The 22,807-nt window shown below is 49.2% G+C and carries 20 protein-coding genes; 15 read left to right on the forward strand and 5 right to left on the reverse strand.

Annotated elements, in window-relative coordinates:
* Positions 1 to 238: 238 nt before the first annotated feature.
* From AR688_RS06245 to AR688_RS06265, 5 genes are all read left to right on the forward strand, one after another.
* A complete protein-coding gene (locus AR688_RS06245) occupies positions 239 to 1,309 on the forward strand; it encodes an efflux RND transporter periplasmic adaptor subunit (RefSeq protein WP_068230578.1) in 1,071 nt (356 codons plus the stop codon).
* Between the two features lie 220 nt (positions 1,310 to 1,529).
* Entirely contained in the window at positions 1,530 to 4,793 is a 3,264-nt protein-coding gene (locus tag AR688_RS06250; RefSeq protein ID WP_068230579.1) for an efflux RND transporter permease subunit, read from the forward strand.
* Positions 4,790 to 7,843 (forward strand): efflux RND transporter permease subunit, encoded by a 3,054-nt coding sequence (locus AR688_RS06255; RefSeq protein WP_068230581.1) that lies wholly within the window; start codon positions 4,790 to 4,792, stop codon positions 7,841 to 7,843. The genes AR688_RS06250 and AR688_RS06255 overlap by 4 nt, the downstream gene beginning before the upstream one ends.
* Before the next feature lie 289 nt (positions 7,844 to 8,132).
* Positions 8,133 to 8,711 carry a TMEM165/GDT1 family protein gene (locus AR688_RS06260; protein WP_068230584.1) on the forward strand — a complete coding sequence of 193 codons (579 nt, stop codon included), beginning with the start codon at positions 8,133 to 8,135 and terminating at the stop codon, positions 8,709 to 8,711.
* A gap of 141 nt (positions 8,712 to 8,852) precedes the next feature.
* Entirely contained in the window at positions 8,853 to 9,203 is a 351-nt protein-coding gene (locus AR688_RS06265) for a DUF4870 family protein (RefSeq protein WP_068230587.1), read from the forward strand.
* A 51-nt stretch (positions 9,204 to 9,254) separates the two neighbouring features.
* Here the strand turns inward: AR688_RS06265 and AR688_RS06270 are convergent, their stop codons facing one another.
* Both AR688_RS06270 and AR688_RS06275 read right to left on the reverse strand, forming a co-directional pair.
* The gene (locus AR688_RS06270) at positions 9,255 to 9,902 is read right to left on the reverse strand and encodes an energy-coupling factor ABC transporter permease (RefSeq protein WP_068230590.1); all 648 of its coding nucleotides are present in this window, start codon (positions 9,900 to 9,902) and stop codon (positions 9,255 to 9,257) included.
* A gap of 53 nt (positions 9,903 to 9,955) precedes the next feature.
* Positions 9,956 to 10,147, reverse strand: a complete 192-nt coding sequence (locus AR688_RS06275) for a hypothetical protein (protein ID WP_156420217.1) — start codon at positions 10,145 to 10,147, stop codon at positions 9,956 to 9,958.
* Between the two features lie 122 nt (positions 10,148 to 10,269).
* Here AR688_RS06275 and AR688_RS06280 point away from each other — a divergent pair, with 122 nt between their 5' ends.
* The 6 genes from AR688_RS06280 (at position 10,270) to AR688_RS06305 (ending at position 16,422) form a co-directional block, all read left to right on the forward strand.
* Complete coding sequence (locus tag AR688_RS06280; RefSeq protein WP_068230595.1) at positions 10,270 to 11,295, forward strand: GlxA family transcriptional regulator; 1,026 nt, start codon at positions 10,270 to 10,272, stop codon at positions 11,293 to 11,295.
* A gap of 86 nt (positions 11,296 to 11,381) precedes the next feature.
* Entirely contained in the window at positions 11,382 to 11,756 is a 375-nt protein-coding gene (locus AR688_RS06285) for a BlaI/MecI/CopY family transcriptional regulator (RefSeq protein ID WP_068230598.1), read from the forward strand.
* Positions 11,749 to 12,960 carry a TonB family protein gene (locus tag AR688_RS06290; protein WP_068230601.1) on the forward strand — a complete coding sequence of 404 codons (1,212 nt, stop codon included), beginning with the start codon at positions 11,749 to 11,751 and terminating at the stop codon, positions 12,958 to 12,960. The genes AR688_RS06285 and AR688_RS06290 overlap by 8 nt, the downstream gene beginning before the upstream one ends.
* Before the next feature lie 67 nt (positions 12,961 to 13,027).
* Positions 13,028 to 14,380, forward strand: coding sequence for a serine hydrolase domain-containing protein (locus AR688_RS06295; RefSeq protein WP_156420218.1), 1,353 nt, complete (start codon positions 13,028 to 13,030; stop codon positions 14,378 to 14,380).
* 42 nt (positions 14,381 to 14,422) lie between these two features.
* Positions 14,423 to 15,295: a PD40 domain-containing protein gene (locus AR688_RS06300; RefSeq protein WP_068230606.1), complete on the forward strand. Its 873-nt coding sequence runs from the start codon at positions 14,423 to 14,425 to the stop codon at positions 15,293 to 15,295.
* A gap of 236 nt (positions 15,296 to 15,531) precedes the next feature.
* Entirely contained in the window at positions 15,532 to 16,422 is an 891-nt protein-coding gene (locus AR688_RS06305; RefSeq protein WP_068230609.1) for a S1 family peptidase, read from the forward strand.
* On the opposite strand, the gene AR688_RS06310 is transcribed toward AR688_RS06305, so the two are convergent.
* Positions 16,376 to 17,176 carry a DODA-type extradiol aromatic ring-opening family dioxygenase gene (locus AR688_RS06310; RefSeq protein ID WP_068230611.1) on the reverse strand — a complete coding sequence of 267 codons (801 nt, stop codon included), beginning with the start codon at positions 17,174 to 17,176 and terminating at the stop codon, positions 16,376 to 16,378. The two genes, AR688_RS06305 and AR688_RS06310, sit on opposite strands and share 47 nt — an antisense overlap.
* A 131-nt stretch (positions 17,177 to 17,307) precedes the next feature.
* On the opposite strand from AR688_RS06310, the gene ybaK reads away from it, so the two are divergent.
* Both ybaK and AR688_RS06320 read left to right on the forward strand, forming a co-directional pair.
* On the forward strand, positions 17,308 to 17,778 hold the full coding sequence (gene ybaK, locus AR688_RS06315) for a Cys-tRNA(Pro) deacylase (protein WP_068230615.1): 471 nt from the start codon (positions 17,308 to 17,310) through the stop codon (positions 17,776 to 17,778).
* A gap of 19 nt (positions 17,779 to 17,797) precedes the next feature.
* A complete protein-coding gene (locus tag AR688_RS06320) occupies positions 17,798 to 18,607 on the forward strand; it encodes a TlpA family protein disulfide reductase (RefSeq protein WP_068230616.1) in 810 nt (269 codons plus the stop codon).
* 95 nt (positions 18,608 to 18,702) lie between these two features.
* Here the strand turns inward: AR688_RS06320 and katG are convergent, their stop codons facing one another.
* Positions 18,703 to 20,928, reverse strand: a complete 2,226-nt coding sequence (gene katG, locus AR688_RS06325; protein ID WP_068230617.1) for a catalase/peroxidase HPI — start codon at positions 20,926 to 20,928, stop codon at positions 18,703 to 18,705.
* A gap of 286 nt (positions 20,929 to 21,214) precedes the next feature.
* Between katG and AR688_RS06330 the strand changes: the two genes are divergently transcribed.
* Together AR688_RS06330 and AR688_RS06335 are read left to right on the forward strand one after the other, a co-directional pair.
* Complete coding sequence (locus AR688_RS06330) at positions 21,215 to 21,694, forward strand: NYN domain-containing protein (RefSeq protein WP_068230622.1); 480 nt, start codon at positions 21,215 to 21,217, stop codon at positions 21,692 to 21,694.
* Between the two features lie 39 nt (positions 21,695 to 21,733).
* A complete protein-coding gene (locus AR688_RS06335) occupies positions 21,734 to 22,108 on the forward strand; it encodes a DUF1622 domain-containing protein (RefSeq protein ID WP_068230624.1) in 375 nt (124 codons plus the stop codon).
* Here the strand turns inward: AR688_RS06335 and AR688_RS06340 are convergent, their stop codons facing one another.
* The gene (locus AR688_RS06340; RefSeq protein WP_068230626.1) at positions 22,109 to 22,732 is read right to left on the reverse strand and encodes a glutathione S-transferase family protein; all 624 of its coding nucleotides are present in this window, start codon (positions 22,730 to 22,732) and stop codon (positions 22,109 to 22,111) included.
* Positions 22,733 to 22,807 lie beyond the last annotated feature (75 nt).

Genomic DNA, 22,807 nt, shown 5'->3' on the forward strand with positions numbered 1-22,807 from the left:
GACCTTAGAGTACAGGCTCTAGCTCTCACGTAATTGTAGTTTGGTCGTGCTGAACGTGATGTTAATGACTAAAAAATAGTGTTTTTAACCAAGTAAAACTGGCATCAAGAATGGAGAACAGCATGAATGTTTTTTATATCGTTGAAAATATTAATGAATTTATTGTTTTTGGTGCTGGCATGGCCTCTGCATTAGCTGTGTTAACTTGCTCAGTTTTTTGTTTTCCAAAGGATGAATCATGAAAACGTCACACAGTTTTAAACTAACCGCTGCTGCTGCCATTTTGGCCAGTGTTCTGTTAACCGGCTGCAATCAAGCCAACAGCTCAACGGCCGCCACGACGGCTGAGGCTGTTATCGCGGTGCCGGTTGAAGCCTCTGTTACCCGTAACGGCGAAATCAGCAGCAGCTACCGTACCACAGCCACGCTGGAAGCGCGGGCAGAGGCAGAGGTAATCAGCAAAGCCGTTGGCATAGTGCAACGTATTCTGGTGGAAGAGGGTGGCGAAGTCAGCGCCGGCCAGTTACTGGCGGTACTGGACAACGAGCGCCAGCAATACAGCCTGAACAAAGAAAAAGCCGAATTAAACCGCCTGAGCAGCGAGTTAAAACGGATGGATGAAATGCACCAGCGCAAGCTGATCAGTGCCGACGTATTTGAAAAACTGCAGTGGCAACACGATGCACTGCAGGCCACGGTAAACCTGGCTGAGCTGGCGTTGAAAGAAACCGAAATTCGCGCGCCGATAAGCGGTGTGGTATCGCGTCGTTATGTTAAAACCGGCCAGCTGGTAAATCAGCATGTTACTCAGTCATTGTTTCATATTGTGTCTAACCAGCAGTTAGAAGCGGTAGTGCATTTGCCCGAGCAACAACTGGCGCAGGCCCGCGTAGGCCAAACTGCACTGCTGCAATTTGCCGGTATGACACCGGTAAGCGCTGAGCTGGTGCGTATTTCCCCGGTAGTGGATGCCGGCTCAGGTACGGTGCGGGCGGTGTTAAAAGTGGCCAACGAACAGCAGCAGTTAAAACCAGGCATGTTTGCCCAGGTGCAGTTGCAGTTTGATGTTAAAACCGATGCGTTATTACTGCCCAAACGTGCGTTGATGAACACCGACAACAGCCAGACTGTGTTTGTTATTGACAGTGAAAACAAAGTTAGCCGTAAGCAGGTGCACCTGGGGTATCAGGCTGATAATACTGTAGAAATATTGTCTGGCCTGGCGCTGGGTGATCAGGTGGTGATTGCCGGGCAATCAGCCTTGAAAGATGATGCGCTGGTAAATGTGGTAACCGTACGCGAGTTTTGATCACTAAGAGCTGATGCCGGATACAAAAACCTGATATTTAATCCGAACCGGTTTACCCACGCCAACACGCCGTAAACCCATCCCTGGGGGCTCGATTCCGCCCGTCCAGGGCTCCAACGGTCGGCTTAGGGTAAATCGATTCTCCCTCAGGTGATAAATTCAGGCCCGCAGCTTCTTTCTAAAAATAAAACAATAATATAAGCACACAGGACCTGATGCCATGAAGCTGGTTGATATAGCTGTAACCCGCCCCGTTACTATCTGGATGTTTACACTGGGTATTTTACTCTTTGGTTTGGTGGCCGCCGGCCGCCTGGCCGTAAATTTACTACCGGATTTATCTTATCCGTCGTTAACCGTACGTACCGAATTTGTTGGTGCTGCACCGGCCGAAGTAGAGCAGCTGGTGAGTAAACCGATTGAAGAATCTGTCGGTATTGTTAAAGGCGTACGCAAAGTACAGTCGGTTTCGCGTTCAGGCCGCTCTGATGTGGTAATGGAGTTTGACTGGGGCACCGATATGGATCTGGCCGCGCTGGAAGTACGGGAAAAACTCGACGTACTACTGCTGCCGCTGGAAATTGAAAAGCCCTTATTACTGCGCTTTAACCCTAACCTTGATCCGATAGTGCGGCTGGCATTAAGCCGTGATAATGCCGGAGAGGCGCTAAGCCCGGCGCAACTGGTAAGCCTGCGGACCTTTGCCGAAGAAGATTTACGCCGTGCGCTGGAATCATTACCCGGCGTAGCCGCTGTGCGGCCCGATGGTGGTTTAAGCCAGGAAATCCAAATTTTGCTTAATCCGGAAAAGCTCAGCCAGTTGCAACTGGATATCAGCCAGATCACCGAGCGTTTACGCCAGGAAAACCTTAATCAGGCCGGTGGCCGGTTAGAAACGCCCAGCTACGACTATCTGGTGCGTACCATTAACCAGTTTGCCAACCTGCAGCAAATTGAAAATTTATATGTGGCAGAAGTAGCCGGCAGCCAGATCCGCCTATCGGATATTGCCGAAGTGCGCGACAGCTTTGTTGACCGCCAAAGCATTACCTATATCGATGGCAAAGAAGCGATAGAAGTCGCTATTTACAAAGAGGGCGATGCCAATACCGTGCAGGTAGCTAAAACCTTGCTGGCGCAGTTACCCCAACTGGAAAAATCCCTGCCTGCCGGTTACCGCTTAACGCTGGTGTATGACCAGTCTGAATTTATTAAACAGGCCATTGATGAGGTGAAATCCTCCGCCGTCATCGGTGGTTTGCTGGCAATGCTGGTGCTGTATCTGTTTTTACGCAATGTCTGGGCCACGCTGATTATCTCGGTATCGATACCGGTATCGGTTATCGCAACCTTTAATCTGATGTACGGTCAGGGTATTACGCTAAATATGATGAGCCTGGGCGGTATCGCACTGGCCGTAGGTTTGCTGGTAGATAATGCCATAGTGGTGCTGGAGAACATTGCCCGGCACAAAGAGCAGGGCAAAGATGCTTTTACTGCCGCTAAGACCGGCACCCGTGAAGTGGCGATGGCCATTACGGCCTCTACATTAACTACCGTGGCGGTGTTTTTCCCGCTGGTATTTGTTGAAGGTATCGCCGGGCAGCTGTTTCGTGATCAGGCATTAACGGTCACCTTCGCCTTACTGGCCTCGTTAGTGGTGGCGTTAACCCTTATTCCTACTATGGCAGCACGTGAAGGCAAAGCAAAAGCCGCTGCACAGGTACCGGCGTCAGAGCCAGATACAGCGCCACAAATCCGTCGCTGGTATTACTGGCCAACCTGGCCGTTGCGTATGCTGGGTCGGGCGCTGCGCGGTTTAATGTTGTTGCTGGTTGCGGCGCTAACCTTAGTATTGCGTCTGATTAGCCGCACTCTGGCGCTGTTATTTAAACCTCTGCTTTGGGCGGTACAGTGGCTGCTTAACCGGCTGGAAGCGTTTTACCGATACGCACTGCAAGGTGCGCTGGCGCTAAAAGGCGTAACCATAGTGGTTACGCTGGCAGTGGCCGGAGCCTGTTTTGCGCTGTTACCACGGTTGGGTGCTGATGTTATTCCCGCCATGAGCCAGGGCGAGTTTTATGTTGAAGTACAACTGCCGGTAGGCAGCTCTATTGATCAAACCGACAAAGTATTAGTGCGCCTGGCGGCAATTGCAGCTGAGCAAAGCGCGGTAAAACGCAGCTATGCCCAGGCCGGCACCGGTGCACAAATGACGGTCGATCCCAGCATTGGCGGTAGCCATTGGGGCCGTTTGAATATAGTGCTGCAAAACGGTACTGATGCACAGCAAGAGCAACAGGTAATAGCCACTTTACGTGATTATCTGGCGCAATTGCCTGACGTTACCGTGAAAATAGACCGGCCACAGCTGTTTAGCTTTAGCACACCGCTGGAGGTTGAATTATCCGGCTATGAGCTGCCAGAGCTGAAAACTGCAGCCGACAACCTGGTTGCCGCGCTGGAAGCCGACGCGCGCTTTACTGATGTAAAAACCAGCCTGCGCCCCGGCCAGCCTGAAATTACGCTGTACTTTAACCATGGTTTGCTGTCGCAACTGGGCATGACATCGCACGAAGTCGCCAAAAGAGTGGCTGCCTATGTTGGCGGTGAACTGGCCGGACAGTATTCAGTTAATGATCGTAAAGTGGATATCCGCGTGCGGTTAGCCGAGCAATACCGCCAAACCGAGCAGCAACTGGCACAGCTTATTATTAACCCCGGCAGTGCCAAGCCGTTGCCATTATCTGCTGTTGCGCGTATCGAGCGCGAAACCGGCCCCAGCGAAATTACCCGCATTGGCCAGCAAAGGGTTGCCGTGGTAAGTGCTAACCTGGCCTTTGGTGATTTAGAGCAAGCTACCCAAAGTGCGGCTGCTATTTTAGCCGCGCAGCGTCTGCCTTACGGTGTAACTGCGGCGGTAATGGGCCAAAGCGAAGAAATGCAGCGTGCTTATACTTCACTGACCATGGCGCTGTTACTGGCAGTATTTTTAGTATATCTGGTGATGGCATCGCAATTTGAAAACCTGCTGCAGCCGCTGCTGATCCTGTTTACTGTGCCGCTGGCCGGTGCCGGTGCCATTTTGGGGTTGTGGCTTACCGATACCCGGCTGTCTGTTATCGTATTTATCGGCCTTATAATGCTGGCCGGTATAGTGGTCAATAACGCCATTGTACTGATTGACCGCATTAACCAGTTGCGCGGTGAAGGCGTTGCACTGCAGCAAGCCATTATTGAGGCCGGTGCCAGCCGTTTACGGCCGGTATTAATGACTACTTTAACCACCATTCTGGGCTTGTTGCCGATGGCGCTGGGCACTGGTGATGGCAGTGAAATCCGCGCGCCTATGGCGATTACCGTGATCTTTGGTTTGGCACTTGCCACCATGCTGACATTGCTGTTTATTCCGGTGTTATATGCGCTGGTTAGCCGTGATGCCCCGGTCATACAGGAAAACCGTAATCAGGAGATCAGCGTATGAGCCAGCAACCGCTTGCTATAACCCGCTTTGCGCTGACACGGCCGGTTACCATTTGCATGATATTTTTATCGATGCTGGTATTTGGCATTCTTGCCAGCCGTATGTTGCCGCTGGAAAAATTCCCCGGTATTGATATTCCACAAATTTTTATTAATGTGCCTTACAACAACGCCACGCCGACTGAAATAGAGCGCCTGATTACCCGGCCGCTGGAAGAAGCGCTGGCCACGGTAACCGGCATTAAGCAAATGCGCTCCTGGTCAAATGAAAACAGCGCTGAGGTGTCGCTGGAATTTAAGTGGGAAGAAAACATTAACAGCAAAAGCATAGAGGTGCGCGAACGCTTAGACAGCATCCGCCATTTGCTGCCCAAAGATGTTGAACGTGTGCTGGTGTTTCAGTTTAACACCAACGATATGCCGATATTTCAGCTGCGTATTTCCAGTGAGCGCGATCTGGCGATGGCGTACGACTTGCTGGAGCGGCAGATCAAACGGCCATTAGAGCGGGTGCAGGGCGTATCTAAAGTTGAGCTATACGGCGTAGAAAAACGCCAGGTGGTGATTCGGCTTAACCCCGACAAAATGCGGGCGCTGAATATTGATGCCGCCGAGCTGGTAAGCACGCTACAGGGCTATAACTTTGCCATGACAGCCGGTGAGCTGCGCAATATTAACAACAGTATTCTGGTAAAACCGGTAGGCGAGTACCGTGAGCTGGAAGAAATTGCCTCGTTACCGCTACGCCCCGGCTTAAGTTTACGTGAAGTGGCCACAGTGCAGCTGGAGCTGCCAAAACGTGAAGATGGCCGCCATCTTGATCAAACCTACGCCGTGGGCATGAATGTATATAAAGAGTCGGGCGCTAATCTGGTTGAAGTGGCCAAAGCTGCGTTGGCAGTGGTGCAGGCCGCTGATGACGACCCGGCGTTTAACGGGATCAGCCTGTATATTATGGACGATACCGCCAAAGGCGTAACAACCTCGCTGGCCGATTTACTCAGCGCCGGTGGCGTAGGGGCGCTGTTATCTTTTGCTGTGCTGTATTTATTTTTGCGCCATATTGGCACCACTATGGTGGTGGTGCTGGCGGTGCCGGTATCTATCTGCATTGCGCTGGGCATTATGTATTTTCTTGACTACAGCTTAAATATATTAAGCATGATGGGGCTGATGCTGGCCGTGGGCATGCTGGTAGATAACGCGGTAGTGGTAACGGAAAGCATTTTTCGCGAACGTGCCGCCGGTGGTGATGTAAAAGCCGCCACTGCACGCGGTGTGCGCCGGGTAAGCCTGGCAGTAGTGGCCGGTACTGCTACTACCGCCATCGTCTTTTTACCCAATATTGTTGGTCAAAAAATGGAACTGACCATCTTTTTAGAGCACGTAGCTATTGCCATTTGTTTATGCCTTGCGGTAAGCCTGCTAATGGCATTAACACTGATCCCATTGTTAACTACCCGTTTAAATGTGCAGCCGGTAAAAGATCAACAGGCAGGCGCCTTTGAAGCAAAGTACCGTAAAGTACTGGGCTGGGTAATGTATCACCCGCGCTGGTCGGCATTTATCGCGTTGTTATTACTGGGCAGCATTGTTATACCGATGGGGGCCGTATCTGGCGGTGACGACGATAACGAAGGCAGCGACCGTATCTTCTTAAATTACAATGTGCAGGGTAACTATGCGCTGGGCGAAGTAGAAGCGGAAGTCAGCATTATGGAAGCCTACTTGTATGCCAACAAAGACAAGTTCGATATTGAGTCGGTATACAGCTACTACCGCGCTGGGCAAGCCAATTCGATCATTATTTTAAAACCAGAGCTAAGCCAGCCTCTGCCACAGTTAAAAGAGGCTATCCGCCAAGACTGGCCTGCGCTGGTAAGGTCTAAACCGTCTTTTGGCTGGGGCAATAATGGTGGTTTACAGGTGCATTTACTGGGCAGCTCTACTGAGGTACTGCTAAAACTGGCTGCTGATATTGAGCCGATGCTGGCTGGCGTTACCGGACTTGAGGATGTTAGCTCTGAAATTGCTCACGGCCAGCAGGAAATTCAGATCACGTTAAAGCTCGACCAACTGCAGCGCCATGGTTTAAATGCGCAGCAGGTAGCCAATGCCGTATCGCTGGCACTGCGCGGCACCAACCTGCGCACTTTCAGAAGTGCCGAGCAGGGCGAGCTGTTAATGCGCGTGCTGTACGATGAAAAGATAAGCCATTCACTGGCCGAGCTGTCGGCGTTGCCAATACTGAACAAAGACGGCGTGGTGATAAGCCTGCAACAGCTGGCTGTGCTGACGATGGCACCAAGGCTGGATCAAATTAGCCGTTTTGACCGCCAAACCGGTATCGCCATCAGAATGAACCTGGCCAAAGACTACACCATGGACACCGCGCGCGAAGACATTAAAAAGGTGATGGATAAACTGGCGTTGCCGCCGGGCTATCGCTGGTCGTTTCAGGGCAGTTTTCAGCAGCAGGACGAATCGCAGCAGGTGATGATGGTCAATATGTTGCTGGCTGTTGCCATGATCTACCTGGTAATGGCGGCGTTATTTGAATCCTTGCTGTTACCCACAGCAGTAATAGGCTCGTTATTGTTTTCGCTGGTCGGCGTGTTCTGGACCTTTATGTTTACCGGTACCACTATGGGCATTATGGGTATGATAGGCATGCTGGTGCTAATGGGTATAGTGGTAAACAATGGCATAGTGCTGGTAGACAGAATTAATCAGGACAGGCAGGAACAGCCAGAAGCAACACTACGTGAACTGATTATCAGTGCCAGTGAATCACGGTTGCGGCCAATACTGATGACAGTATCTACCACCGTTTTGGGTTTATTACCGCTGGCTATGGGTGGCACCCAAATAGGCGGTGACGGCCCAAGCTACGCGCCAATGGCCATTGCTATTATTGGTGGTTTGCTGTTTTCTACCTTGACCAGTTTAGTGCTGGTGCCACTGACCTACTGGGGGCTGGTTAACCTGATCGGTGGCTGGGCCAGCTGGCGCGCCAATGCCAAACGCTGGGCTGATAAAGTCTGGGCCTGAGAATGATGTATGGCGTGTTGATGCGAGCAAACTGCGTTATCCGTGACATGCGAAGGGCGCTGATTAGCGCTTTACAGCCGCGTGCAAACTCAATAGAATGCGCGCTGCCTTAAGGGAGTAATCTGCAGCCGTATTATACGGTTGCGCTACGGTCAACATACTTGTGCCACCTGCACATGGCCGTATCGTTCAAAGCCTGCTTTGAATTGATGAGACTTAAGACACACCACTGGCCCAAAGCGGGAGCCGGTGCTGTGTCTTATGTTTATATCCCGCTAAGGTGCAGTTGATGGAAGCCTTTTTATCCTCTTTTACCGCCGTAGCTATTGCTGAAATTGGCGATAAAACCCAGTTACTCTCCTTGTTTCTTGCTGCCAGGTTTCGCTCTAAAAGTGCGATTATCGCCGGTATCTTAGTGGCAACGTTGCTGAACCATGCCGCATCGGCCTGGCTGGGTGTCTGGGTGGCGCAGTTTATTCCGCAAGGCTGGCACAACTGGCTGCTGGGCAGCTCTTTTATTGCGGTAGCGCTATGGCTGTTAATTCCGGACAAAGACGACAGCGGTGATACCAGCGTACTGCGTTTTGGTGCTTTTGCTGCCAGCTGTATATTATTTTTTCTGGCTGAAATTGGCGATAAAACCCAGATCGCGACGGTAATATTGGCTGCCAGTTTTGAAGATGCCGTGTGGATGGTGATTGTGGGTACTACGCTGGGTATGTTGGCTGCCAATGTACCGGTAGTGTATGCAGGTAGCTGGTTGTTGCAGAAAATCTCTCTGGACTGGGCCCGCCGTGCTGCTTGTGCCGTATTTATGCTGCTTGGGTTTTATATTATCTGCTCTGACCAGCTTATGATGTTGGGGTAAATAGTCGTTTAGCACATTGAAGCCATTGAATAATCTTGTATTTACGGATATGTTGCTTAACGAAACTGTTGAGTCAGCTTAACATGAGGTTGACGCTGGTTTTATTAAAAAAACAATAGCTGAAGTAAAGGAGAGTAGGTCATGAATGACTTTAATGCGGTACCAGCAGTCAATTCGTCAACAGCAAAGCTGGTGTATATTTTGTATCTGGTAGGCCTGGTGTTTGGTATTACCGGTATTATCGGCGTTATTATTGCTTATGTTAATAAAGAAGATGGCCCGGAATGGCTGCAAAGCCATTATCGTTTTCAAATCCGTACTTTCTGGATGGGGCTGGTATTTTTGATTGCAGGTACGGTGTTGTCTGTAGTCCTGATAGGTTGGTTAGTTTTATTATTCTGGTTGGTGTGGTTAATTATCCGCAGTGTTAAAGGGCTAAAACAGCTGGAAAAACAAGAGCCAGTACTGGATGAGCAAACCTGGATGTTTTAAGCATCCGACATTAAAAAGCGAAGCCAGGTGCTTCGCTTTTTTGTGCTGATTTTAACGCTCGGGTGATAAATATTCCCGATCATAAAAGGTGCGCAGCCAGTGTGGCCGGTAAATGGCCATCAGTGTTATTGCACTGCCATTAAGCAGTGCTTCGGGAAACCAGATCAGCAGCGCTAACAGCCAGTAATCATTGGTTATAATATGCCAGCTGTAACGCCCTTCCAGACCAAACCATAGCGATGTCAGGCTGATTTGCAGTACTATCGTTAGTGCCGCAGTAAGAAAACCAGCGACAAAAATATAAACAAACAGGTGACGGGTTAAGTAACGGTAGCTGGCCAAAAACAACGTATAGCTAAATAAACCCGGCAGAATAAAACTGCTTAGCGCATATAAGCCGGCATCAGCCCAGTGCAGTTTGCCAAAAGCTATCAGTAACAGCATCGGCAGCAGGCAAATCCAGTTTGCAATACGCCAGCCATGACATAGCACCAGCGTAGTTAGCAGCAAAAAATGCAAGTTCAGCCCTGGTTGAATACCGGCCTGCACACTCCACAATAAACTCAGCACTACAGCAGAGGCTAAAACAAAATGCTGGTAACCTGGCTCTGCCTTGAGTTTGGGTAAAAACTCGCGTGGATAAAAGTACAGTAAAACCGCCAATGCACTAAAGGCGCCTGCAATTTGCCAACTGGTCATTCTGTGCTATTCCGCCGTCATAATATTGTCTGATTGTAACGGCTGTTTACTGCTCAGTCATCGCTGTTGTGATCAGAGTGCTCCAGATAGCGGCCAGCACCCAATGCTGTGCTGATCAGCAACACCGGTATAGCAAAAAAATGCATCATCAGTGATAACTCTGCGGCAAAGTTGATCCAGAAAATAACCAGCCAGCTCACCAGCCATGCGGCTATGCTCAGCCATTTTGTTGTAAAGCTGTTCATACTGCCTCCCATCGGTATTGTTAAGTTCCCGGCTATTCTAGGCCTTGCCTTTGCAATAATGCAGTGTCACTATTGATAAAAATAAGGTGAATAGTGACAAGTTGCCTGCGCAGGATAAACAGATGAAACAGATTGCTATACTGGCTAACCACAACAGCATCAGCAGCGATGTATTTGCGCTGCTGGACTATTTTGAATATTGCAATGTGCTTTGGGCGTTGCAGCATCAAACAGTAACGCCGTTGTTTCATTGCTATCCGGTGTCGCCAGACGGTATGGCGCTTAAACTAAAGCCAGGTGTCGAATTAGCTGTTCAGCCACACCCGTGGCAACAGGCTGATGCCCTGATTTTACCGCCAGCTTATGCTTACCGGCGTGCCGAGCTGGCAGCACTGGCCTCGCAATCAGCAGCCTATTACAGTGGTTTACACCAGGCGGCAGAGCGGGGCAGTTTAATTGCGGCCAGTTGTACCGGTACTTATATCCTGGCGGGTAGCGGCTTGCTGGATCATCGCAATGCCACCAGCAGCTGGTTTTTTAAAGAAATATTCCGCAGCCTGTATCCCAATGTGCATTTGCAACTGAATAAACTGCTGGTGCAGGACGGCAACCTGCTAACTGCCGGAGCTACTACCTCTTATATTAATTTATGCCTGGCGCTAACCGAACAGTTAGCCGGCGAGCAGTTTGCCCGGCAGATGGCAAAAATTATGCTGACCGATCCCAACCGCACCTCGCAGGTACCCTATATGGATTTATCCATCGGTTTGCAGCACAACGACTCGTTAATTGTGCAAATACAAGCCTACCTTAACCAGCATTTGGCGCAGCCTTTTGTATTGGATCAGTTAGCAGAGCAGTTTCATCTGACCAAGCGCACCTTGCTGCGCCGCTTTAAAACCGCGTTGAATGACACGCCACTGAATTATTTGCAGCGCTTACGGGTAGAGCAAGCTAAGCGTTTGCTGGAAACCACTAACCAGCCAATAGAGCAAATTGTATTGCAAGTGGGCTATGAAGATGTCAGCTCATTTCGCAAGTTATTTCTTAACTACACCGAACTGACCCCCAGCCAATACCGGCAAAAATTTATGCTGGGTGACACCTTTAACTGCTGCCCGACAGAGCGCCTAGTTGCAGATAGCTGAAAAATAATTTTAGCAACAGCTTGCGCCTATAGATTACATCTGTAATATTAAGTGTATTACAGATGTAATCTATAAGGTGTTTTTATATGATCGAAATAAGCAATGCCGAACTTAGCGTAATGCAGGTGTTGTGGCAGCGTCAGCCGCTAAGCGCCAACGACGTGGTTGCGGCGCTGGGCAATGACAAAGACTGGCACGAGAAAACCGTAAAAACACTGCTGAACCGGCTGGTAAGTAAAGGTGCACTGGGCTTTGATAAAGATGGCAGGGCCTATTTATATTACCCGCTTATTGCCGAGCAGGATTATCAGTTGCAGCAGGGCCGCTCTTTTGTCGAGCGTATATTTGCCGGCCGTGTCGCGCCGCTGGTTGCGGGCTTTGCCAGCCAGAATAAACTCAACGCCGATGATGTGCAGCAGCTAAAGCAATTGATTGCTGATTGGGAGCAGCACCATGACTGATTATCTGCTGCACGTGTCGGTGCCGTTATCGCTACTGCTCATCGCTTTGCTGTTAACACAGCAATATCTGCTTAAGCCCCTCGGGGCTCGCACCCTATATGCCCTGTGGGCTGCAGTGCCACTTCTGCTGCTTTGCGCTTCTATTACCCCGTTACTGCCGCAGGTTGTTGAAGCGGGCGCCATTAAGCACTATCAGGTAGGAATACAGCAACTCACGGCGGCGGCAGACAGCTTTAACTGGCTGTTTGGGTTATGGCTGGCCGGGGTAATGCTGTGCAGCAGTTTTTTGTTGCTTAGTTATATCAGCGGCCGCGCTCAGTTTAACCGTGCAACGCCGCTTAGTGGCAATAATATTCCAGCTTACTGTCGTCAGGCAGATAACAGCAGCGGTCCTTATATCACCGGTTTAATTACACCACGAATTGTGCTGCCGCATGATTTTTTTACCCGCTTTGATGCCACCCAGCAGCAGCTTATTTTGCAGCATGAGCTGACACACTGGCGCCGGGGCGACTTACATCTGAATTACCTGGCGCTGGTCTTGGTTAGCCTGTTTTGGTTTAACCCGTTGGTGTGGCTGGCGTATCGGCAATACCGCAACGCCCAGGAGCTGGCCTGCGATGCAGTGGTAACAAAATATGCCAGCAAGGCAGAAAGAATTGCTTATGGTTATGCCTTACTAAGCAGTACACAGCAGTCATCAGTAAACTGGTGGCCGCTTACTCATCATTACGGAGACTTTAATACTATGAAACAACGTATTAAGCTGCTGCAACAACAGCAAGGTTTCAGTAAAACAGCCGTATTAACTGCGCTGGCGCTGGTTATCGCTACGACACTGATGCTGCAACAACCTGCGCAGGCCGGTGCAGACAAAGCCACTCAGCTTACTGCCGTATCACGGGTTGAACCGCGTTATCCGCTGGCGGCAGCTCAGCAGGGAATTACCGGTTATGTGCAGATCCAGTTTGATGTTGATGCACAGGGTAATGTGATCAATGCCGATGTTATTAAAGCGATGCCTGAAAAGATATTTGTTAAAGAGGCGTTGTTTGCGGTGCAACAATGGAAATATACCGCCACAGGCCAGCTGCATAAGGCTCAACGGGTTCAGCTGGATTTCGAACCGGATACCACTCCCGCAGATATGGAGCGGATTAATGTAGTACCGTCGCAGAAAAAGCATAACCAGAGCACTGATTAGTTTAATCAGCGAACAGCAGTGTCTTCAGATAACGCTGTTATATTTCTGTACGACGGAGTGTTAACTGATGCTAATGCAAAAAAAGTTACTAATAGTTTCTTTCTTTTTTGTCACTTGCGTGAATGCAAAGCAACACGATTTTCAGTCCATGTTGGCCTGCCATGCATCCTCAAATGAGCCAGGGCTTGCAGTAAGGATTGAGCAATCGGGCGAGCTTATTTTTAGTGGCGCCATAGGTATTGCCGATATTAAATCCCGTGATCCATTAAAGGTTGAACATATTTTCCAAATCGGCTCGGTGACAAAGCAGTTCACGGCTGCTGCAATTCTGCAGCTTTGGGAAAATAACAAGTTATCATTACAAAACACGCTTGGTGATTTTATTCCTGGTATTCCATCCGAATACTCGATGCTCACCATTGAAAGCGTTTTAAGCCATACTTCCGGGCTGCCAAATTACAATACTGATGCAAGGGTCAGACAGCAATGGGGAAAATTTAAACCCATTAACGAGGTAATCACAAGTGTGAGTAAGATGCCACTGCTGGCAGAGCCAGGTTCAGCTTACTTATATTCAAATACCGGGTATTTGCTGCTGGGTAAAGTCATTGAAGTTGCCTCTGGTTTGACATACAGCGGGTATTTACAGCAGCACATTTTTTCTCCCTTGGGTATGGTGAATTCATTTGTGATCACTGACGGGGAAACCACAGACAAAATCGTCAAAGGCTATACTGCCGCCAGCAGAAATCCCAGTGAAAACAGCAACCCAGAGGTCGTTGATCGCAGTTGGATCTATGCTGCAGGTGCTGTCGCATCAACACTCAAAGATATGAGCCGTTGGCATCAGGCTTTAATTTCAGGAAAAGTAATTTCGGCGGAAAATTATCAGCTGATGACAACAAAAGCTAAATTAAACACTGGGGAAACAGTAAATTATGGGTTTGGCTTTGATGTTTACCCAATAAGCAATCAACCATCATACAGCCATCAAGGGCAAGTGCCGGGTTTTATGGCATGGTCTATCTATTTTCCCAAAAGTGACTTATTTGCAACAGCATTTAGTAACAAGGACACTGTTCATCCTGGTCCGGCTTTGTTGGATCTGATTGCAAGGCAGTTGCGCTTTTCACCCGCACCTATAACTAATGAAAGTATTGCAGAGCGAGCCAAAGCGTTAATTGGTAAATACAAAGGAGCAGACGATACGGTTATGACTGTTACTTTCGATAATGGGCAGCTCTATGCTAAATCAGGCAAGGGTGATACACGAAAATTGCTGTTTCGGGAGAATAATTCATTTTCTTATGAGTGCACAGAGGACTACTTTGAACTGCGAGAGCTGCTTGGTAAGCAACTACTGGTTCCTGTCAGTATTTACAGCGGTGAACAAACACCTTTAGTGCGAGTGGAAATATAAGCGCCGAGCGCTATATCAACCACATTTTAATAAGGATAAATTATGAAGCGTATTTATATGTCAGCGGCTCTGGTGTTTTCAGCTTTATTTGTCGTTGGCGAAAGTTATGCAGAAAACGAATCTCCAGTGCTAATAGGCCCTTACCTTGGGCAAAAGCCCCCCGGTTCAACGCCAGAAATTTTTGCACCTGGCATTGTTTCTACTGAAGGTTGGGAAGTTAATGGGGTGTTCACGCCTGAACTCAATGAGTTTTATTTCGTTCGAGATAGCAAGGACAGCGAAAAGCAAGAAATGGTTGTTTTTATAAATACCAATAGTCGGTGGCATGAATCAGTTGTTTCGCCAAGGGTGGGAACCCCTTTGATCGCGCCAGATGGTAAAACCATGCATTTGGGGAAGCGTTACAAGGAGCGCATCGAGACTGGTTGGTCTGAAGTGAAAACACTGGGTGCTCCTTTCGACAAATTGCCTATCATGCGACTATCTGTATCTTCAAAAGGGACTTACTATTTTGATGAATTCAAAAGAGATTTTACCGGAGATATCCGGTATTCACGATTGGTAGATGGCAAATATGAAGAACCCAAGCTGCTGGGGAAAGAGATCAATAGTGGAAAAAGTTTTCATCCCTTCATAGCCGCAGATGAATCTTATCTGATATTTGATAGTAAAAGAGAAGGGGGTTATGGCGACTCAGATCTTTATATCAGCTATCGACAGCAAGATGATACATTGGGGGAACCCATTAATTTAGGCGACAAAATAAATACCGAAGGCTGGGAAGCAATGGCCAGTGTAACATCGGATGGTAAATATCTTTTTTTCAATAGGAATTTGACTCCGGGCAACCATGAAAACGTAGACATATTCTGGGTAGACGCACAATTTATTGAAACTCTTAGACCCAAGCAGTAAACCATATGACAAACGCAGCAAGAGCGACGCGCCTTCTGCGTGCGTTACATTCAATTTCCATTATTGGTGTAAGTTCGTGGCAAAATACCGAAGCCACAGACTGGCAAGAGGGCTTTTAGGGTGCAATTGATTACTACACCAATGTGCAATATTTCAAGGATTGGTTGATTAAGCATTTGCCTGTGAACCAATAACTAACCGATAACATGCTCTAATACCAATTGGCTGGGAATACTATGCGTACAATATTGCTGCTACTTGTTGCTATTGCCTGTGCTGCTGCGGATGCTATTGTGATCCGGCATGATGTAGATGATACAAAGTACATAGCCAGCTTTGCAGATTTTCCGCCGTTGGCTACATTTTATCTGGATGGGGCACATGGAACCCTGATCAAACCCGAGTGGATAATCACCGCTGCCCATGCCACTTTTTGTGTTGATGCCGGACGGTTTGTAAAAGTTGGAGATGGGCTCTATGAAGTGAAAAGAGCCTACATTCATAACGAATATCAACCCGGTATAAGTCATGACATTGCACTGGTTGAGTTGACAGAAAAGGTCAGGAACATTGAGCCGGCAAAACTCTATAAAGATACAAATGAAGCAGGGAGCAATGTCTGGTTTATTGGTATTGGCGGGACGGGGACCGGCGAAGCAGGCCAAACGGCAGACAACTACGAAAATGGCGGCGTGTTGCGCAAAGCCCAAAATAAAGTTGTTTCAGCGCAAGATGCTTACCTGAGGTTTATATTCGATAGTGGAGATAATGCCCTGCCGCTGGAGGGGGTGTCAGGTAGTGGCGATAGCGGTGGCCCGGCTTTTATTAAGGATACAGAGGGGTATTTTCTGCTTGGTATCAGTTCCAGGGTAGAAAGCGGCACTCTTGGTAAATATGGTGTGAGTGAAATTTATACAAGAACTTCTTTTTTCGTCCCCTGGATTAAGCAAATCATTGAAGGGACAGAAGAGGTGCGCCGTGGCTTATCGCTACCTGAGTTAAAACAGTTACCAGCAGGACTTAATAAAGAGATCTTGCCAGCAGTATGTAACGATATAGCTTTGAAACCAAATCAAGCTATTACCATTCCAGCGCCAGTACAGCTTTATTTAGTACCTTATCGTTAAACAACACTGTGGCTTGCGGTGTCGCTTTGGCCGCGCCAAAGCAAACGTGCAGCGGCAGCAGGTGCTCTTCGCGCGGGTGCATTAGCCGGGCGTCAGGTGCCTGCTGCCAGTTAATCAGCCGCTTCGCCTGTTCAGCATAACTGTACTGTGGTTGCAGGCTGTCGATAAAATACTGATTAAACGCCTCTAACTGCGCATCGCTAACCAGGTTGGTATTAAAAAACGCCTGCATATTATGAAAGCTCATACCCGAGCCAATGATCAGCACGTTTTGCGCGCGTAAAAAGCTAATTGCTTCACCCAGCGCAATATGCGTTTTGGCATCAAGGCCTTTTAGCAATGATAACTGCAGCACAGGAATATCAGCTTGCGGGCGCAGCATAAGTAGCGGCACAAAAACACCATGATCCCAGCCACGGCTGGTATTTAGCTGTGGGCTAAAACCGGCTTGCTGCAGCTTTTCTGCTATTTCGGCTGCCAGTTGGGGTGCGCCCGGGGCCGGGTAGCTAAGCTGATAGCTTTGCGCCGGAAAGCCGGAGTAATCAAATAACAATGCCGGGTTGTCAGCTGCAGTGAGGCTAGGTTGGGCAGTTTCCCAGTGTGCGCTAATTACCAGTATGGCGGCAGGTGTAGCCAGTTTATGGCCAAGCCCGCTAATAAATTGGGTTAGCGTATGGTGGTTTGGGTCGCCAAGTAAAGGTAAGGGCCCGCCGCCGTGGGGTAAATACAATACAGGTGCCAGAGTTGGGGTCATTGCGCTGTGCTCGTTGGCAAAATAATATGTTCAGGCTACGCTTGCTAACCGTGCTATGCAATAGATTAAAAGTTGCGAAATAACTCAACTTTTAACAGGTAAAATCGAATAATATGCAAAAGGAGCGCTGTATGACCCCGGCAATAGAATTGGCAAAACAGCGCGGTATTGCGCATCAGGTGCATCAGTATCAGCATGATCCGGCAGCAGCTTCATACGGGCTGGAAGCCGCTGAAAAGCTTGGCCTATTGCCGCAGCAGGTATTTAAAACTCTGGTGTTAAGTCTGGATAGCAAACAACTGGCGGTGGCAATATTGCCGGTAGATCAGCTGCTCAGCATGAAACAGCTTGCCAAAGCGTTGGGGGCAAAAAAAGCCGATATGGCTAATGCGGCTGATGTGATGCGCAGCACCGGTTACGTATTAGGAGGTGTAAGCCCGCTGGGGCAAAAAAAGCTGTTACCTACCGTTATAGACAGCTCGGCGCAACAGTTTGCCACTATTTACGTCAGCGCCGGGCGGCGCGGGCTGGAAATTGAGCTAAGCGCAGCAGATTTACGCCAGTTACTCAACGCGCAGTTTGTGGCATTGTGCCAGGGTTAACCGCCATATTCGGAGAGTTATGATTGCCATTAATATAGGGCCGCTGGCGCTACCGGTGCCGCCGTTGCTGTTGTTGTTTAGTGTTGTAGTGGGCCTGATTGTCGCCTCGCTGGTGGCGAAAAGGCAGCAAAGCCCGGTTACTGATCAGTTACTAACAGTGTTGCTGGTAAGCCTGCTATTTGGCCGTATTGTTTTTGTACTGCGGTTTATACAAAGTTATGACTCGTTCTGGCAAATGCTGGATATCCGCGACCGCGGCTTTGATTTTTCTGCCACCTTACTGGCAGCCATGATAATGCTTATGCTGCAAATAAAGCGTTATCCCAAACAACGCAAAGCCTTATTAAGCGGGGCGCTGTCGGCCGTAGCGTTGTTTGCAGTATTGATAACCGTGGTGACGGCAGGCAGGCAACAGGCGCAGTTGCCCGATATCGTGCTGTCGCAGTTAGATGGCGATAGTGTCAACCTGCAGCAAAGTAAAGACCAGCTTACCGTTGTTAATCTCTGGGCCACCTGGTGTCCGCCATGCCGGCGTGAAATGCCAGTATTAGCTAAAGCAGAACAAAACAACCCCGATATTAATTTTGTGCTGATAAACCAGCGTGAACCTGCCGACACGGTAAAACAGTTTTTAGCGCAAATGTCGTTACAGTTTTCACAGGTACTGCTGGATACCACCGGGCAGGTGCCGCAGCAGTTTGGCGCATTCGGCTTGCCGGTAACGCTGTATTTTGATGCGCAGGGCCAATTGGTAGACAGCCATATGGGCGAGGTATCTGATGCCAGCCTGGCGGCGGCTATCAGTAAGCTGCGCAACAGTTCACCTTAAGTACCCATAAACAAGTAGCTATAAAAAAGTAGCTATAAAAAAACGGGCGCTATGTAGGCGCCCGTTTGTTGCTTATAACCCATCTATGGCAGTGATTATTTTAAATCAAAGCGATCGGCGTGCATTACTTTGGTCCAGGCTTTTACAAAGTCTGTGACAAACTTTTGTTTCGCATCACTGGCGCCATACACTTCGGCAATGGCGCGCAGTTGTGAATTAGAACCAAAAACCAGATCGACGCGACTGGCAGTCCATTTTACCTGACCGGTTTTACGATCCGTGCCTTCAAACTGCTGCGCGTCTTTTGACACCGGAGCCCACTGTGTATTCATATCCAGCAGGTTAACAAAGAAGTCATTGCTTAGCGTGCCGGGTTTTGCCGTAAATACACCGTGTTTGCTCTGGCCGTAGTTCGCATCCAGTACCCGCATACCACCGACTAACACTGTCATTTCCGGTGCGGTTAAGGTTAACAGTTGCGCTTTGTCCAGCAGCATTTCTTCTGCCGATATGGTGTAAGCCTTTTTCATATAATTACGGAAGCCATCTGCAACCGGCTCCAGCACATCAAACGATTCTGCATCGGTTTGCTCGTCTGTAGCATCGGTGCGGCCAGGGGCAAAAGGCACCGCCACTGTTACACCGGCATCATTTGCGGCTTTTTCTATTGCGGCTGCACCTGCCAGCACAATAATATCGGCCAGCGACACTTTTTTATTACCGCTTTGCGTAGCATTGAAGTTTTGCACAATAGTGCCCAGCACGCTAAGCACCTGTTGTAACTGTGCCGGTTGGTTTACCTGCCAGTCTTTTTGTGGCGCTAAGCGGATACGGGCACCGTTGGCTCCACCGCGGCAGTCTGAACCACGAAAGGTAGAAGCTGACGACCAGGCGGTATATACCAGTTGTGATACGCTTAAACCGGATGCCAGAATAGTAGTTTTTAGCTGAGCAATATCCGCATCATTAACCAGCTCGTGATCTACCTTTGGTACCGGATCTTGCCAGATCAAATCTTCAGCTGGGACTTCCGGCCCCAGATAACGCGATTTTGGCCCCATATCGCGGTGGGTTAATTTAAACCAGGCACGGGCAAAGGCATCGGCAAACTCGGCCGGGTTTTTATGAAAATGCTCTGAAATTTTACGGTAAGCCGGGTCTTCACGCATGGCCATATCGGCAGTTGTCATCGCCAGGACGGTACGTTGGCTGGCATCTTCAACATCCGGCGCATGATCTCTGTCAGCAAGGTTTACTGCTGCCCACTGATGCGCACCGGCCGGGCTTTTAACCAACTGCCAGTCATAACCAAACAATACGCCAAAGTAACTGTGATCCCAACGGGTGGGGGTTGGCGTCCAGGGGCCTTCAATACCACTGGTAATAGTGTCGCGGCCTTTACCGCTTTTAAAACTGTTTTTCCAGCCAAAGCCCATTTGTTCAATGGGTGCCGCTTCAGGCTCTGCGCCTACATTGGCGGCATCACCGGCACCATGCGATTTACCAAAGGTGTGACCACCGGCGGTTAAAGCGACGGTTTCGTAGTCATTCATGGCCATACGGGCGAAGGTTTCACGTACATCACGGCCAGAGCCTAATGGATCAGGTTTGCCATCCGGCCCTTCCGGGTTAACGTAAATCAGGCCCATTTGCACAGCCGCTAACGGGTTTTCCAAATCGCGCTCGCCGGAGTAACGGCTGTTAGGCTTGTCGCTGGTGGCCAGCCACTCAGTTTCAGCGCCCCAGTAAATATCTTCTTCCGGCTCAAAAATATCAACCCGGCCACCGCCATAACCAAAGGTTTTAAAGCCCATTGATTCCAGCGCGACGTTACCGGCCAGAATAAATAAGTCGGCCCAGGATAATTTGTTGCCGTACTTTTTTTTCACCGGCCATAGCAAGCGGCGGGCTTTATCCAGGTTGCCGTTGTCCGGCCAGCTATTTAGCGGCGCAAAACGCTGGTTGCCGGTAGAGGCGCCGCCACGGCCATCACCGGTGCGGTAGGTGCCTGCGGCATGCCAGGCCATACGGATCATTAAAGGCCCGTAATGGCCGTAATCTGCCGGCCACCAGTCTTGGGAGTCGGTCATTACATGCTCAAGATCTTTTTTTACTGCCGCCAGATCAAGTTTTTTAAACTCTTCTGCATAGTTAAAATCTTCACCCAGCGGGTTCGATTTTTTGTCGTTCTGGTGCAAAATTTTCAGGTTAAGCTGGTTTGGCCACCAGTCCATATTTTTGGTACCGGCGCCACCAACTTTGGTGTTACCGCCGTGCATCACCGGGCATTTTCCGGCTGAGCCATTGTTGTTATTGTCCATATTTTACTCCTCGCAACGTGTGCTTTCTTTAGGGTTACTGCATGTACCCGCTTTAATAATGCATTGACTATAGACCTGAAGGGTTAACTGCGAAAGCCAGTTTTGTCTATCGTGCTAATCGTTTTTTCGAATTGACTATTACAAATTTAGATAATATTTTCAGTGGGTTTGTATGTAGTTGTGTAGGATGGTTCAAATAAAACAGCTTTGGTGTGGTAGCGTTAAAAGGGTTGCGCCCTGTTGCTTTGCCGGTTAGCTTACAGGCTTTACCAAGCAGAGGCCAGCCATGACCAGTGTTACCATTCTGGTAGATGTACAAAACATCTACTACACCAGCCGTGAAGTCTGGCAGCGCAATTTTGACTATAACGCTTTCTGGCGCCAGGTAACCGCCGGTCGTACTGTCGTTAAAGCCATTGCTTATGCCATAGACCGCGGTGATGAAAAGCAGCGACAGTTTCAAAACATCCTGCGTGCCATCGGTTTTGAGGTAAAACTAAAGCCGTTTATTCAGCGTGCTGATGGCAGCGCCAAAGGTGACTGGGATGTGGGTATAACGCTGGATGCTATCGAGTACGGCCAGCACAGCGATGTACTGGTGCTAGCCTCTGGCGATGGTGATTTCGGCCTGCTGGCAGACAAACTTACCACTAAGTACCAAACCGAAGTAGAGGTATACGGTGTAGAAGGCTTAACTGCCCACGCACTGGTAAAAGCCGCTACGCGGTTTATTGCGGTTGACGAGGCGTTGCTACTGCCAAAGTAGTCGCCAGCCGGGTTTTCCGTTTAACAGAAGGAAGCTTATATGACAGACGGAATAACTAACATTGCCGGCAATTTGCCGGAATTATGTGCTGTTGCTATTGAGCTGTTGGGTATCGCTATTATCAGCATTATTGCGCTGTATGCACTGGCGCATGGTGGTCGGCGGCTGGTCAAAGGTGATTCGCTAAGTGATATTCAGCAACAGATGCGCCAGCAGCTGGGGCGCGGCATTCTGCTGGGGCTGGAATTTTTAATCGCGGCCGACATTATTCATACTGTAGCCGTAGAGTTAACATTTGAAACGGTGGGCGTGCTGGCGCTGGTGGTGTTAATCCGTACCTTTTTAAGCTTTACGCTGGAGCTGGAATTAACCGGTAAATGGCCCTGGCAACAGGGCCGTTCCGGCAAAGAATAATTACGCTGGCTTTGTCAGCAGGGCATCATCCAGTTGATTGGCCTTAATGGCAGCTTCCCGTGCTTGCAACCGCTGTACGTATTCGGTAAACGCGGGCCGTTTTTCCAGTGTATCAAACATCATACCCCACTCAATATGGCTGCCCACATACACATCGGCAGCAGTAAATTGCTCACCGCAAATATACGGCCCCTGTGTTAACGCAGTTTCCAGCGCATTTAACGTATCCTGATACAGGCCACAACCTACGGCTGCTGCGTTGTCGGCATCAAGGCGCCAGTTATATGCTTTGGCAGTGGTAGCCATTTCCAGCGGGCCGGCGGCAAAAAACAGCCAGCGGTAATAACTGCCCCGCTGTGGGCTATCTAAAGCCGGGGCCAGTTGCTTGTCGGCAAAGTGATCGGCCAGATAGGCGCAAATGGCTGCCGCTTCGGTAATCACCAGATCGCCGTGGGTAATTACCGGTACTTTGCCCATCGGGTTTAGTGCCAGAAATTCTGCCGATTTCATTTCAGGGCCATATTGCAGCACCTCTACGTTGTAAGGCACATTTAGCTCTTCCAGCATCCAGCGGATAATGCGGCCACGTGACTGTGGGTTGGTATATAAAGTGATTGGTTTCATTTTATTTATTCCTTATTGCTTATTTTTCGTGGTTAATAAGTGTGGTTTGTTGGCGGTTTTTTCGCTACCGGGGTA

It is taken from the genome of Rheinheimera sp. EpRS3, assembly GCF_001513785.1.
GTDB lineage: Bacteria > Pseudomonadota > Gammaproteobacteria > Enterobacterales > Alteromonadaceae > Alishewanella.